13 protein-coding genes and 2 pseudogenes are annotated in these 12,903 nt (G+C 70.6%); 7 read left to right on the top strand and 8 right to left on the bottom strand.

Annotated elements, in window-relative coordinates:
• Positions 1-2: 2 nt before the first annotated feature.
• The 3 genes from B9S57_RS31785 to B9S57_RS31795 are packed head-to-tail and all read right to left on the bottom strand — an operon-like array spanning position 3 to position 2,922.
• A complete protein-coding gene (locus tag B9S57_RS31785; RefSeq protein WP_103760622.1) occupies positions 3-710 on the bottom strand; it encodes a TrmH family RNA methyltransferase in 708 nt (235 codons plus the stop codon).
• Entirely contained in the window at positions 707-1,978 is a 1,272-nt protein-coding gene (locus tag B9S57_RS31790; protein WP_103760623.1) for an HTTM domain-containing protein, read from the bottom strand. The genes B9S57_RS31785 and B9S57_RS31790 overlap by 4 nt, the downstream gene beginning before the upstream one ends.
• The gene (locus B9S57_RS31795; protein WP_374935999.1) at positions 1,975-2,922 is read right to left on the bottom strand and encodes a DUF5819 family protein; all 948 of its coding nucleotides are present in this window, start codon (positions 2,920-2,922) and stop codon (positions 1,975-1,977) included. Before B9S57_RS31795 ends, B9S57_RS31790 begins: the two co-directional genes overlap by 4 nt.
• A gap of 88 nt (positions 2,923-3,010) precedes the next feature.
• Here B9S57_RS31795 and paaA point away from each other — a divergent pair, with 88 nt between their 5' ends.
• From paaA to B9S57_RS31820, 5 genes are read left to right on the top strand one after another with little or no spacing between them, the layout of a single operon-like run.
• Positions 3,011-4,039 (top strand): 1,2-phenylacetyl-CoA epoxidase subunit PaaA, encoded by a 1,029-nt coding sequence (gene paaA, locus B9S57_RS31800; protein WP_103760624.1) that lies wholly within the window; start codon positions 3,011-3,013, stop codon positions 4,037-4,039.
• Positions 4,036-4,326, top strand: coding sequence for a 1,2-phenylacetyl-CoA epoxidase subunit PaaB (gene paaB, locus B9S57_RS31805; protein ID WP_103760625.1), 291 nt, complete (start codon positions 4,036-4,038; stop codon positions 4,324-4,326). The genes paaA and paaB overlap by 4 nt, the downstream gene beginning before the upstream one ends.
• The gene (paaC, locus tag B9S57_RS31810; protein ID WP_103760626.1) at positions 4,323-5,024 is read left to right on the top strand and encodes a 1,2-phenylacetyl-CoA epoxidase subunit PaaC; all 702 of its coding nucleotides are present in this window, start codon (positions 4,323-4,325) and stop codon (positions 5,022-5,024) included. Before paaB ends, paaC begins: the two co-directional genes overlap by 4 nt.
• On the top strand, positions 5,018-5,518 hold the full coding sequence (gene paaD / locus B9S57_RS31815) for a 1,2-phenylacetyl-CoA epoxidase subunit PaaD (RefSeq protein WP_103760627.1): 501 nt from the start codon (positions 5,018-5,020) through the stop codon (positions 5,516-5,518). Before paaC ends, paaD begins: the two co-directional genes overlap by 7 nt.
• Positions 5,519-6,580, top strand: a complete 1,062-nt coding sequence (locus tag B9S57_RS31820) for a 2Fe-2S iron-sulfur cluster-binding protein (protein WP_103760628.1) — start codon at positions 5,519-5,521, stop codon at positions 6,578-6,580.
• Positions 6,581-6,852: 272 nt separating this feature from the next.
• Here B9S57_RS31820 and B9S57_RS31825 read toward each other — a convergent pair whose 3' ends face one another.
• The 4 genes from B9S57_RS31825 to B9S57_RS31840 all read right to left on the bottom strand — a co-directional run bounded on the left by B9S57_RS31825 (position 6,853) and on the right by B9S57_RS31840 (position 11,199).
• Positions 6,853-7,197 carry a rhodanese-like domain-containing protein gene (locus B9S57_RS31825; RefSeq protein WP_103760629.1) on the bottom strand — a complete coding sequence of 115 codons (345 nt, stop codon included), beginning with the start codon at positions 7,195-7,197 and terminating at the stop codon, positions 6,853-6,855.
• 45 nt (positions 7,198-7,242) lie between these two features.
• Positions 7,243-8,256, bottom strand: a complete 1,014-nt coding sequence (locus B9S57_RS31830) for a J domain-containing protein (RefSeq protein ID WP_103760630.1) — start codon at positions 8,254-8,256, stop codon at positions 7,243-7,245.
• A 59-nt stretch (positions 8,257-8,315) separates the two neighbouring features.
• Positions 8,316-9,773 (bottom strand): DUF2252 domain-containing protein, encoded by a 1,458-nt coding sequence (locus B9S57_RS31835; protein WP_103760631.1) that lies wholly within the window; start codon positions 9,771-9,773, stop codon positions 8,316-8,318.
• 271 nt (positions 9,774-10,044) lie between these two features.
• Positions 10,045-11,199 (bottom strand): hypothetical protein, encoded by a 1,155-nt coding sequence (locus B9S57_RS31840; protein WP_103760632.1) that lies wholly within the window; start codon positions 11,197-11,199, stop codon positions 10,045-10,047.
• Positions 11,200-11,281: 82 nt separating this feature from the next.
• Here B9S57_RS31840 and B9S57_RS31845 point away from each other — a divergent pair, with 82 nt between their 5' ends.
• The gene (locus B9S57_RS31845) at positions 11,282-11,734 is read left to right on the top strand and encodes a MarR family winged helix-turn-helix transcriptional regulator (protein WP_103760633.1); all 453 of its coding nucleotides are present in this window, start codon (positions 11,282-11,284) and stop codon (positions 11,732-11,734) included.
• Between the two features lie 93 nt (positions 11,735-11,827).
• Here the strand turns inward: B9S57_RS31845 and B9S57_RS31850 are convergent.
• Positions 11,828-12,084, bottom strand: a pseudogene (locus tag B9S57_RS31850) (winged helix-turn-helix transcriptional regulator).
• A gap of 15 nt (positions 12,085-12,099) precedes the next feature.
• On the opposite strand from B9S57_RS31850, the pseudogene B9S57_RS31855 reads away from it, so the two are divergent.
• Positions 12,100-12,640: pseudogene (locus B9S57_RS31855) on the top strand (NAD(P)H-dependent oxidoreductase).
• The last annotated feature ends 263 nt before the right edge of the window (positions 12,641-12,903 follow it).

Here is a 12,903-nt window from a genome sequence, read left to right on the forward strand (position 1 = left end):
GCTCATTCGCCGAGCGGCTCCGGGATGTCGGCATGCCTCTGTACCCATGCGTGCATGGCGATGGCGGCTGCCGCACCGGCGTTGATCGACCGCGTCGAACCGAATTGCGCGATCGAGCACACCATCGATGCGTGCTTGCGCGCCTCCTCCGTCAGACCCGGGCCCTCCTGCCCGAACAGCAGCACACACCGGCGCGGCAGCTCCGTCCGCTCCAGCGCCACGGCGCCGGGAAGATTGTCGATCCCGATGATCGGCAGTCCCTCGGCCTCCGCCCAGGCGGTCAGGTCCGCCGTGTCCGGGTGGTGCCGCACATGCTGGTAGCGGTCGGTGACCATCGCGCCCCGCCGGTTCCACCGCCGCCGCCCCACGATGTGGATCTCCTTCGCGAGGAAGGCGTTGGCGGTGCGCACCACCGAGCCGATGTTGAAGTCGTGGCCCCAGTTCTCCACCGCCACGTGGAAGTCGTGGCGCCGCAGATCGAGATCCGCGACGATCGCCTCCCTCGTCCAGTACCGGTAGGCGTCGCCCACGTTGCGCCGGTCCCCCTGGGCGAGGAGCTCGGGGTCGTAGCGCTCCCCCTGGGGCCAGGGCAGCGGATGCGGCCCGACGCCGATCACGGCGCCGTAGCCGTCGTCGTACTGGATCGGTTCCGCGGACGGATCGGGCTCCGCCGCCGGGGGCTCTTCTGTACTGCCGGTCTCGCTGGTCACCCGACGAGCGTATGGCCACGGCCGCCGTCGCCGCGCGGGACCTCCTCGCCCTCCGGCTCCGCCCGGCGCTGACGGGGCAGTCTGAGCCGGCCGGTGGTGCGGGAGAAGAACCGCCGCCTGCCGAGCTTCACCGCGTTGCCCAGCCACAGGAGGAAGACCGTCGGCAGGAAGACGGCGTCCGCGGCGATCATCGCCATGGAGAAGAAGGGCAGCCCCAGCAGGACGGAGATCCCGGCGTGCTCACCGATCATGAGGACCAGCAGGACGTTCTTGACCCGGCGGTTGAACAGGGTGAAGGGGAAGGCGACCTGCGCGACGACCGTGACGTACGTGACCACCATGACGACCAGCGCACTGGACGCGACGAACCCGGACAGCTCGGGCCACGGGGCGAAGTAGTCCAGTTTGAGCGGGTAGTAGATCGCGGTACCGTCCTGCCAGCGGGAGCCCTGGATCTTGTACCAGCCGGCCGTTGCGTAGATCAGGCAGACCTCGGCCATGATCACGGCGAGCGCCGCGTTGTGGGCGAGGTTGGCGAGGACGTCGAAGAGGGCGCGCAGCTCATGGTCCGGCGCGTACCGGTTCACGGCCCACCAGGCGCCGTTGCCCAGCCACAGCACCCACAGGAGGGCCGGCAGCCACCAGGTGCCGCCGAGCCCGCCCATGAGGCCGGCAGTCAGGAGGAAGCAGCCGAGGACCGCCCACAGGGCGGGCCCTGCGAGGTCACGAGCGGGTCGCCCCCCCTCCGCATGGCGTACGGCGTCCCGGGCCGCACGACGCGCGTCGAGGGACCAGACCCGCGAGCAGCGCGTCAGCACCAGGTAGACCGCCATCAGATGGATGACGTTGTCGCCGCCGTCGCCCATGAAGATGCTGCGGTTCTGCAGGGAGAGCACGCCGGCCATGAACAGCACGGACGTCGCCCGGGTGCGCCAGCCGGCCATCAGCAGCGCCGCCGACACCAGCGTGAGCGCGTACACGATCTCGAACCAGAACGCGCTGTCCGACCACATCAGGACGGTGAACGAGTCGTTGTTGGTGATGAGCCGGCGCGCCATGTCCCAGCCCCACGGGCCGTCGGGGCCGTACAACTCGTGGCGGTGCGGCAACTCGCGCAGCAGGAACAGCAGAGAGGTGGCGGAGACACCGATCCGCACGACAGCGCTCTGATAGGCCCCCAGTGGCGACGCGGTGACGCGCTGGACGGCACGGGCGAGCGACTGGCCGGAGGTCGCCACGCCCCTGCGAACGGGAGCAGGGGTGGTCATCGGTCCGCCCTCCGGGCCTGAGGCTCCTGATCCGCGGGATCCGTCCCGGGGAGGTCGGACGGGGTGACGGTCCACCACGGGAGCTCCCGGTACTTCGGCTCGGTGCTGATCTTCTCGTCGCTCCACGGCGGCGCACCGACGGCGCGGACGACCGACCTCACCTGGATGCGCTCGACCTTTCCGCCGTATCCGTGCTCGTCCAGGCGCAGCATGACGATGCGGCGGATGTAGCGCTCGGACAGCTCACCGCGCAGGCCGTTGGGGCGGTTCTCGTCGTCGTGGGACCCGGTGAAGAAGTCCCAGGCACGGCGCAGCTCGTTCTGGTCGACGTGGCTGGGGAGGGGGTTGCCGCGTATCGCCTCGCCGTCGTCACGCGAGAGGTTCATCCAGTGCGTGATGCTGCTGCCGTCGGCACCGTTGTCGGCCAGCTCCGCCCGGACGTGCACCGAGATGTTCTGCTGGAGCGGATTGGGGGCGAACAGCTTCCAGTTCTGCTCGAACTCGGGATAGACCCAGCGGTCGACCACGTCACCGTGCTGCTTCGTCAAGGTGTTGGACGGCGCCACATGCAGAAAGATCATGGATATGTGCGCGCACGCCAGCAGCCCCAGGACGGACAGCGCGAGCGCCGCGACGACCTGGTACGGAAACGGGAGCGCGGCCATACCGCCGGCCGGACGAGGCGCGAAGGCCCCGGACGCGGTGTCAGGCGTCGGCGGCGCGGCGTCCGGCGTCGCGGCGTCCGGGCTCGCGGCGTCCGGGCTCGCGGCGTCCGGGCGGACGGGGTGGTCCGCACCGGTCCTCGGTATCGCCGCGGGTGCGTCCTCCGCGTCGTGATCCGCGACCGGGCCGTTCGTCACGCCGGACCAGGAAAGCTTCTTCTCGTTTCCGGTGCGCCCACCGCGGTCCGCGTCCATCCCGCCCCGATCACCGTCGATCACCACTCAGTTATCCACAGGGTTGACACCCTACGGGCCTCCGACCCACCATTGAAGTCAATGAACCGAACGATCGGTCGGTAGGGAGCCCGGGATGGCGGCAGTGACTGCGGACCAGACGACGCAGAGGACGGCAGGCGCGGCGGACGAAGCGGACGCGGAGCGCCAGGCGGCGTTCGACGCCGCGGTGGCCGCGGACGACCGGATCGAGCCGCGCGACTGGATGCCCGAGGCCTACCGGGCCTCGCTGGTCCGCCAGATGGCCCAGCACGCTCATTCCGAGATCATCGGCATGCAGCCGGAGGCCAACTGGATCTCACGGGCACCCTCGCTGCGCCGCAAGGCGATCCTGATGGCGAAGGTGCAGGACGAGGCGGGACACGGCCTCTACCTGTACAGCGCGGCGGAGACGCTGGGGACCAGCCGCGAGGAGCTGCTCGACAAGCTGCACGCGGGCCGCCAGCGCTATTCCTCGATCTTCAACTACCCCACGCTGACCTGGGCGGACGTCGGCGCGATCGGCTGGCTCGTGGACGGCGCCGCGATCACCAACCAGGTGCCGCTCTGCCGCTGCTCCTACGGGCCGTACGCGCGGGCGATGGTCCGGATCTGCAAGGAGGAGTCCTTCCACCAGCGCCAGGGATACGAGCTGCTGCTCGCGCTCAGCCGGGGCACCTCCGCGCAGCACGAGATGGCGCAGGACGCGGTGAACCGCTGGTGGTGGCCGTCCCTGATGATGTTCGGTCCGCCTGACGACTCCTCGGCGCACTCGACCCAGTCGATGGCCTGGAAGATCAAGCGGCACTCCAACGACGAGCTGCGTCGCAGGTTCGTCGACATCTGTGTCCCGCAGGCAGAAGCACTGGGGCTCACGCTCCCGGACCCCGACATCCGGTGGAACGAGGAGCTCGGCCAGCACGACTACGGGGCGATCGACTGGACGGAGTTCCAGGAGGTCCTCAAGGGCAACGGCCCCTGCAACGAAGAGCGGCTCACCCAGCGGCGCACGGCCCACGAAGAAGGCGCCTGGGTCCGCGACGCGGCGGCGGCCTACGCAGACAAGCACGCGGTGCGACCCGGCACAGCCGAGGCGGCCGCCCAGCCCATGGAGGCGACCGCATGAGCAGCTCGACCGACTGGCCGTTGTGGGAGGTGTTCGTGCGCTCCCGGCGCGGACTGTCCCACACCCACGCGGGCAGCCTGCACGCACCGGACGCCGAGATGGCCCTGCGCAACGCCCGCGATCTGTACACACGCCGCTCGGAGGGCGTCTCCCTCTGGGTGGTTCCCTCGACAGCGGTCACGGCCTCCTCGCCGGACGAGAAGGACTCGTTCTTCGAGCCTGCCGGGGACAAGCCCTACCGCCACCCCACGTTCTACGAGATCCCGGACGGGGTGAAGCACCTGTGACCGCGGCCCTCGCCCTCGGCGACGACGCGCTGGTGCTCTCGCACCGGCTGGGGGAGTGGGCGGGCCACGCCCCGGTCCTGGAGGAGGAGGTCGCCCTCGCCAACATCGCGCTGGACCTGCTGGGACAGGCCAGGATGCTGCTCTCGTTCGTCGGGGACGAGGACCAGCTGGCCTACCTCCGCGAGGAGCGGGCCTTCCGCAACGTCCAGCTCGTGGAGCAGCCCAACGGCGACTTCGCCCAGACCATCGCCCGGCAGCTCTACTTCTCCGTCTACCAGCACCTGCTGTACGACGCGCTGGCCGCCGGTGAGGGCGAGTTCGCGGATCTCGCGGCCAAGGCCGTCAAGGAGGTCGCCTACCACCGCGACCACGCGGAGCAGTGGGTCCTGCGACTCGGGGACGGCACCGCGGAGAGCCATGAGCGCATGCAGCGTGCGCTGGACGCGCTGTGGCGCTTCACAGGCGAGCTGTTCGAGCCCGTCGAGGGGGTCGACGTAGACCGGGACGCCCTGCGCGACGGCTGGCTGGCCGCCGTCGCCTCCGTGGTGGAGAGGGCCACCCTGACTCTCCCTTCAGGGCCGCAGTCCGGGGCATGGGCGGCCGGCGCGGGCCGGCAGGGCCTGCACACGGAGCCGTTCGGGCGGATGCTCGCCGAGATGCAGCACCTGCACCGCAGTCACCCGGGGGCGTCATGGTGACCACCGAGACCCCGCTGGAGGCGGAGCTCCACCGGCTGGCGGGCTCCGTGCCCGACCCCGAGCTCCCGGTCCTGACCCTGGACGAACTCGGAGTTCTCCGAGGCGTGCGGGCGGACGGCCCGAACAAGGTCACCGTGCAGCTCACTCCGACGTACACCGGCTGCCCGGCCATCGAGGCCATGTCCCACGACATCGAGCGTGTGCTGCACGACCACGGCGTCGCCGAGGTGTCCGTGGTCACGGTCCTCGCCCCGGCCTGGTCGACGGACGACATCAGCACCGAAGGCCGCCGCAAGCTCGAGGAGTTCGGCATAGCACCGCCCCGCCCGGGAAGCGGGCCGGAAGGGCCGGTGCCCCTGACCCTCTCCGTTCGCTGTCCGCACTGCGGTTCCACGGACACGGAGCTGCTCAGCCGCTTCTCCTCCACGGCGTGCAAGGCGCTGCGCCGCTGTGTGGCATGCCGCGAACCGTTCGACCACTTCAAGGAGTTGTAGATGTTCCATCCACTCCGGGTCAGCGCGATCGAACGGATCACGGACGACGCGGTGGCCGTCACCTTCGCCGTGCCACCGGAACTCCGCGAGACCTTCCGCCACACTCCCGGTCAACATCTGAACGTGCGCTACCGGATCGGCGGCGAGGAGATCCGGAGGTCCTACTCGATCTGCGCGCCCGCCACCGAGCGGCCGGGCGACCCGCTGCTGCGTGTGGGCATCCGCATGGTCGACGGGGGCGCGTTCTCGACGTACGCCATCAAGGAGCTGGCGGTAGGGGACCAGGTGGAGGCGATGGCTCCGATGGGCCGCTTCCTTCTCGATCCGCGCCCGGGCCACTTCGCCGCGATCGTCGGCGGCAGTGGCATCACACCAGTGCTGTCGATGGCGTCGACGCTGCTGGCGCGGGAACCGCTCGCGCGCTTCTGCCTGATCCGCAGCGACCGCACGGCCGCCTCGACGATGTTCCTGGACGAGGTGGCGGACCTCAAAGACCGTTACCCGGAACGCTTCCAGCTGGTGACCGCGCTGTCCCGGGAGGAACAGGCCGCGGGGCTGCCCTCGGGCCGGCTGGACCGCGAGCGGCTCACCGCTCTGCTGCCGGCCTTGCTCTCGGTACCGGACGTGGACGGCTGGTTCCTGTGCGGACCGCTCGGCCTGGTCCGAGGAGCCGAAGGCGCGCTGCGCGCACTCGGCGCCGACCGTTCACGCATCCACCAGGAGATCTTCCACGTCGCCGACGAAGGGACGACCCTGACGAGCGCCGCCCGGGTGACCGCACCGTCGGAAAGTACCCTCACGGCGACACTCGACGGCCGTTCCGGCAGTTGGCCGGTCCAGGGCGGTGAGTCGCTGCTGGACACCGTGCTGCGGAGCCGCTCGGACGCCCCGTACGCCTGCAAGGGGGGCGTGTGCGGGACCTGCCGGGCCTTCCTCGTCTCGGGCGAGGTGCGGATGGACCGCAACTTCGCACTGGAACCGGAGGAGACCGAAGCCGGCTTCGTGCTGGCCTGCCAGTCGCACCCCCTCACCGCGGAAGTCGCCCTCGACTTCGACCGCTGACCCCCGCCGCACAGAGACCCACGCGGACCGCCGGCCTGCCCGGGCAACCGCCGGGCAGGCCATTGACCAGGCAGCAGCCTTGTCCGGGCAGTCACCGGCACGGTGGTCGCTTGTCCGGCAGTGACTCGACCGGGCAGCCGCCCGTTGCACCTCGGTCAAGGGGCGGTGCCGGTGCCGATGGAAGTGCCCGGTGCCGATGGAAGTGCCCGGTGCCGATGGAAGTGCCGGGTGCCGGTGCCGGTTGCGTCCGGGACAAGCGACCGGGGAGGCCCTCAGAGGACGAAGGCCGAGTTCCCGTTGTCCGAGACCATCGGGCGCCCGGCACCGTCCCAGGCCAGCATGCCGCCGTCGATGTTCACCGCGTCGACCCCCTGCTGCACCAGGTACTGCGTGACCTGGGCGGAGCGGCCGCCGACCCGGCACATCACGTGCACACGCCGACCGCCGTCGGCCGCCTCGGTCAGCTCGCCGAAGCGGCCCACGAAGTCACTCATCGGGATGTGCAAGGCGCCGTCGACGTGCCCTGCCGCCCACTCGTCGTCCTCCCGGACGTCCAGCACGAAGCCGTCCGACGGAACCGCCGCGACGTCCACCGAGGGCAGCGGAGCGAAATTCATGGGAAAGCCTTCTCTCGTACGTACGCGCCAGAGTCATCGGGAACGCTACTGCACCAGCCCTGCCAGCTCTTCCTCACGCTGGGACACGTCGGCCAGAAGCTTCTCGCCGATGTCGTCCAGCAGCCGGTCCGGGTCGTCCGGGGCCATCCGCAGCATCGAACCGATCGCGCTCTCCTCCAGCTCCTGGGCCAGGACGGTCAGGAGCTCCTTACGCCGGCTGAGCCACTCCAGCCGCGCGTAGAGCTCCTCGCTCTCGCTCAGACGCAGCTCCGGCGTCACGGGCCCGGCCGCCCACTCGGCCGCCAGCTCCTTGAGCAGCGCCACGTCGCCGCGTCCGTAGGCCGCGTTCACACGGGCGATGAACTCGTCCCGCCGTGTCCGCTCCGTCTCGTCCGGCGCCAGATCCGGGTGGGCCTGACGGGCCAGCTCGCGGTAGAGCTTGCGCGCCTCCTCGCCCGGCCTGACCCGCTTGGGCGGCCTGACGGGCTGCTCGGTGAGCATCGCCGATGCCTCCGGCGACAGACCGTCCGAGTCCATCCAGTCGTGGAAGAGCTCGTCGACTCCAGGCATCGGCATGACGATCGCCCGTGCCTCCTGCGCCTTGCGCAGATCCTCCGGGTCGCCGGTCCTCGCAGCCCGCGCCTCCGCGATCTGCGCATCGAGCTCGTCCAGCCGGGCGTACATAGGACCGAGCTTCTGATGATGCAGCCGGGAGAAGTTCTCCACCTCGACCCGGAAGGTCTCCACCGCGATCTCGAACTCGATCAGCGCCTGCTCGGCCACCCGGACGGCCTTCGCGAGACGCTCCTCGGGCCGGGGAGCACCGGTCTCACCTCCCGCGGCGCCGCCCGCCTCACCTTCCGCGGATCCGGCTGGATCGCCATCCGCGTCACCGGTGGCCGCGGCACGACCCGCCTGCGGCGCATCGTCAGGATGTTGTTCCGCCCGCAGATCGCTCGCCGGCGCGTCCTGCACGCGCTGCGGCTCGTCCTGCCGGTGCTGGTCCTGCCGGTCTTCGTCGTTCCGGGTGGTCGGCACCCCGGCGGCTTCGTGGGTCACCCGTCCAGCGTATGGCCACCGCCCGGGCCGCGGACACACACGGTGGCCGCGCGGCCCGCTCAGACGCCGAGCTCGGCGGCTATTCGCCCGGATCGGACCGCCCGGAGGAGCTCGGCATGGTCCGCCTCCGTGCGGTTCGCGTAGGTCACGGCGAAATCGGCCACCGCCGTGTCCAGCTCCGCGTTCTTCCCGCAGTAGCCCGCCAGCAGCCGGGGGTCGGCGCTGTGCGCATGGGCCCGGGCCAGCAGCGCACCGGTCATCCGCCCGTAGTCGTCCACCAGGTCCGCCGCCAGAGCGGCCGGGTCCACGCTTCCCTTGCGATTCCTGAACTGACGTACCTGATAGGGCCTGCCCTCCACCTCGGCCCAGCCGAGCAGGATGTCGCTGACGACCTGCATCCGCTTCTGGCCGAGCACCACCCGGCGCCCCTCGTGCACCACGTCCGGCACCTCGAAGCCCGCCTGCGGGAGATAGGGGGTGAGAGCAGAGGGACGGGCCTCCTTCACCTGCAGCACCAACGGCTCGCCACGGTGATCGAGGAGCAGCACCACGTACGACCGCGTGCCCACACTTCCCGTGCCGACCACCCGGAACGCCACATCGTGGATCGCATAGCGGGCCAGCAGCGGAACCCTGTCCTCCGAGACCGTCCCGAGGTAGCCCTCGAGACCCGCCGCGACGGCTGCGGCCTCCACGTCCGGCACCCGGCGCAGCACAGGCGGTGCGTCGACGAAGCGGCGCCCGCCGTCCTCGCAGTCCTCCGTGGACCTGGCGGCGAAGCGCGCACTCGTGTTGTTGCGCGCCTTGGCGGAGACCCGCTCCAGGGTCCCCAGCAGGTCCCGTGCGTCCGTGTGGGACACGAGCTCCTCGTCCGCGATGGCGTTCCACGCGTCGAGCGCGGGCAATCCGGCCAGCAGACGCATCGTGCGCCGGTACGCGCCCACCGTGGCGTACGCGCCCTGGCGGCAGGTGTCCTCGTCCGCCCCCGCCTCCCGGCCCGCGAGCACCAGAGAGGTGGCGAGCCGCTTGAGATCCCACTCCCACGGCCCGAACACGGTCTCGTCGAAGTCGTTGAGATCGATGACCAGGTTGCCGCGCGCGTCGCCGTACAGACCGAAGTTGGCCGCGTGGGCGTCGCCGCAGAGCTGGGCGCCCACCCCCGTGACCGGTGTGCCCATCAGGTCATGGGCCATCAGGCCGGCCGAGCCCCGCAGGAACGCGAACGGCGTTGCCGCCATTCGCCCCACCCGTATGGGAGTCAGCCCGGGAACCCTGCCCCGGTTCGACTCCTCGACCGCCTGCAGCGCATCCGGCCTTCCGGCGGGCAGGACCAGGGAACTGTGCGCGGAGCGGGGCACCTTGAGCCTCAGTGCCTTGCCTGCCGCCTTCGGGGACACCGCACCGGCACCGGCCGGCCCCACTCCCCCCGCCACGCGCCGCGCAAAACCGGGAACGACGGGAATGCGCCCGCCCCCCGCCGCCCGCCGCGCCGGCACCGTCGCCTCGACTTCGCCCATGGAGCGCCGCCTCCCCCGTCCTCGGTCAGCCGTTCCGGCCGGTCAACATCAACTGCGGACGACGGTACAACCGGTGCGCGACAACCGTCCTGCCCTGTGGACAACTTGAGAGCAGACCTGTGGACAACCGCCGCGGCGCACAGGGGTACCCCCTTCGACGGACGGGGACGCCTCCGTCGAAGGGCAAGGACCCGCGAGGACAGAACCGAGGACACGAGCGGGACATCCCCGAGAGCCCGTACAGGCGCAGGCCACCGATCTGGCCGGCCGGTCACACCCCGACGGCCTCCTCCATCTCCTCCTCGGCGCCGGCCGAGGCCCGCACGGCGGCTGCCCCAGGGACCGGCTCCACCGCGCCACGCGCCGACCCCACCGCGCCGTGGCCCTGCTCCGCCGCCTCGCGCGCCTTCTCCACCTCGCGCACCTTCTCCGCCGCCTCGCGGCGCCGCCGTGCCTCGGCCGCACCCGCCACACCCACGAGAACCAGGCCGGCCGCGAACCACAGAACCAGCACCAGCAGGTGGCCGCCCAGCGCGTGACCGCCGAAGTACACATGGCTGCGCACCCCTTCGACGAAGCCGGCACCGTTCCAGAAGGAGTGCAGGGATCCGAAGAAGCCGGGCTGGAGCTCAGGCCGGAAGATGCCGCCGGAACTCGTGAAGTTGAGCATGACGAAGAGCAGCATCACGCCGAACGTCGTCCACCGCTTGAGGAAGGTGTGCAGCCCGACCCCGATCAGCAGGATGCCCGCCGAATAGAGCCACGCCATCGCCCAGAGTCCGCCGAGCCCCTGGTCCACCAGGCCGAACACCGGCCCCGCGAAGGCTGCGCCGATCAGACTCACCACGAAGGAGGTGCCGATGGCCAGCACGGCCCTGATCCGCAGTGCCAGCGCCGCTCCCGCGCCACCGATCACCGCGACCGACGCGTACGACCCGATGCTGACCGCCACCAGGAGGAAGAAGATCCCCTGCCCGGTCGGATCCCCGTCCGCCGTGGGTGCCACATCCGTCACCTGGAGGGGTGCGCCCTGCCCGGCGGCGACCTCGGTGAAGATCTTCTGCACCACCGTCGCGCTGGTGTCCGAGGATGCGCCGGCCACCATCAGCTCGGGACTGCCGCCCGGCACGTAGGCCCCGAAGCTCTGCTGCGTCCTCAGGTGGTTCACCGCCATGTCGCGGTCGGCTACGGTACGCACACTCAATGCGCCGTCGCCCTTGTCCTGCAAGGTCTGTGCAAGCACCTGCGCGCTTGCCCCCGAGCCGACGACGTCCACCCTCAGGTCGTGCGGCTCCGGGGCGTGAAAGGCCCCCAGATAGGCAAGCCCCATGCCGATACACATCAGCAGCGGCGTAGCGAGATGACTGAGTACATGACGCAGCGCACCGGCGGTTGAGCCGGAGGCGGAGCCCGGACCTGCGGACATTCGACCATTCCTCCAATGGTTGGCTTTTACAACTCCTACACTCGTTGTAGCATACAACTAAAATCTTGAGAAGGTGATTCACGTGGCGGACAACCCAGGGGACCGCGAGGAGTCGCTGGATGTCATCCAGCGCGAGCTGACCGCTTTCGCACGCCGCGCACGCTCGGCCGCCGCGCGGCTCCACCCGGACCTGCCGCTGGTCTCGTACACACTGCTCGCCCACATCGAATACCGGCACGGCTGCCGCGCCACCGATCTGGCGGCCCACTACATGCTGGACAAGTCGACGGTCAGCCGACAGGTCGCCGCACTGGAGAAGCTGGGCCTGATCGAGCGCCATCCGGACCCCGACGACCAGCGCATCCAGGTACTGCACCCCACCGCCGCAGGAACCCAGGCCCTCGCCTCGACCCAGGCCAGCCGCCGCGCCGCGTACCGGGAAAGGCTCGGCGCCTGGACGTCGGACGACCTCGGCCGGTTCGCGGAGTACCTCCTGCGCTACAACGCAGCGGGCGAAGACCCACCGCCCCGCTGAGCGCCCACGCCGGGCGCCTCCACTCCTCCCCGTCGCACGGATGCGAAACGGCCCCCGGTTCGCACGACGGCCGCCGGCACACCAAGCGGTCGGTCAGCAGCCGCCGGGGGCCGCCGGACAGGTGTCCGCCCACTGCCCGAGCTCCTTGAGCGCGGGCTCCATGGCGGCACCCGCGTCCGTCGACCGGTACGCGCCCCCCAGCGGGGGCCCCTCATCGACCTCACGCACCACGAGACCGGCCGCCCCGCCAACTCGGAAAGCCGGTCCGACAGCATGCGCTCGCCGATGCCCGGAATCGCTCGGCGCAGATCCCCGCCACCCGCGATCGCGCACCGAGCCGGCCTCTCGATCCCACGGAGATCTCCATGGCTACGCTCCTCCACCTCGACTCCGCCGTTCCCCCCCCCAGGGGCCCACCTGCCGCGAGGTCACAGCCGCCTTCGTCACGGCCTGGCGAGAGCAGCACCCTGACGGAAACGTCGTGTACCGCGACCTCGCCGCCGACCTCCTGCCCCACCTGGACGCCTCGGCTGTGGCCGCCGGCGCCGGCGACACCCTGCGCGCCGAGCTCTCCGAAGAGTTGACCGGGCCCGGAGGGCCCAGTCGCCGGTACACCTGTCACCTGCCACCTGTCACCTGTCACCTGTCACGGTGGTGGCCAGCTGTGACGGCTCGTGCGCCGTCGGCACCCCGCGTGAGGACTTCGAGTTCGTCCAGAACTACCTGGAGAAGGTGCTGACAGGCACGCTCGGGGCCGAAGTCGACTTCATCGTTCCGGAGCTGACACCGGCCCACTCGAAGTCCGAGATGGCCGAACTCATTCCGCTCGCCGAAGCGTCCCGCTCCCAGGAGTTCACGGACGCCGCAGAGAAGGTCAAGGCCCTCGCTGCACGCCTGGCCGCCTGACGCGGTTCGCCTCTACGGAGAGCCGAGCAGGGCCGAGGAGGCCCCAGGAGGGCCCAGCGAGCCGCCCCTTTGATGCGAATGATGCGAATGCTGCGGACGCTGCGGACGCTGCGGACGCTGCGGACGCTGCGAATTCGACGTTTCACGTGAAACAGCCCCCCCAGTCGGCCGCACCTCCGCCTGGGGTGCGTGCTTCATCACAGCCGCAGTTCTCCGCCGAGACGTGATCCGGCAGAGCTCTCCCCTCATGCCGCGACCTCATC

The organism is Streptomyces sp. SM10 (assembly GCF_002910915.1).
GTDB lineage: Bacteria > Actinomycetota > Actinomycetes > Streptomycetales > Streptomycetaceae > Streptomyces.

What these genes read in the sequence shown, in the direction of transcription:
- B9S57_RS31790 (WP_103760623.1), bottom strand. Translation starts at nt 1,978, where the DNA reads ATGACCACCCCTGCTCCCGTTCGCAGGGGCGTGGCGACCTCCGGCCAG.
- paaA (WP_103760624.1), top strand. Translation starts at nt 3,011, where the DNA reads ATGGCGGCAGTGACTGCGGACCAGACGACGCAGAGGACGGCAGGCGCG.
- paaB (WP_103760625.1), top strand. Translation starts at nt 4,036, where the DNA reads ATGAGCAGCTCGACCGACTGGCCGTTGTGGGAGGTGTTCGTGCGCTCC.
- paaD (WP_103760627.1), top strand. Translation starts at nt 5,018, where the DNA reads ATGGTGACCACCGAGACCCCGCTGGAGGCGGAGCTCCACCGGCTGGCG.
- B9S57_RS31820 (WP_103760628.1), top strand. Translation starts at nt 5,519, where the DNA reads ATGTTCCATCCACTCCGGGTCAGCGCGATCGAACGGATCACGGACGAC.
- B9S57_RS31825 (WP_103760629.1), bottom strand. Translation starts at nt 7,197, where the DNA reads ATGAATTTCGCTCCGCTGCCCTCGGTGGACGTCGCGGCGGTTCCGTCG.
- B9S57_RS31835 (WP_103760631.1), bottom strand. Translation starts at nt 9,773, where the DNA reads ATGGGCGAAGTCGAGGCGACGGTGCCGGCGCGGCGGGCGGCGGGGGGC.
- B9S57_RS31840 (WP_103760632.1), bottom strand. Translation starts at nt 11,199, where the DNA reads ATGTCCGCAGGTCCGGGCTCCGCCTCCGGCTCAACCGCCGGTGCGCTG.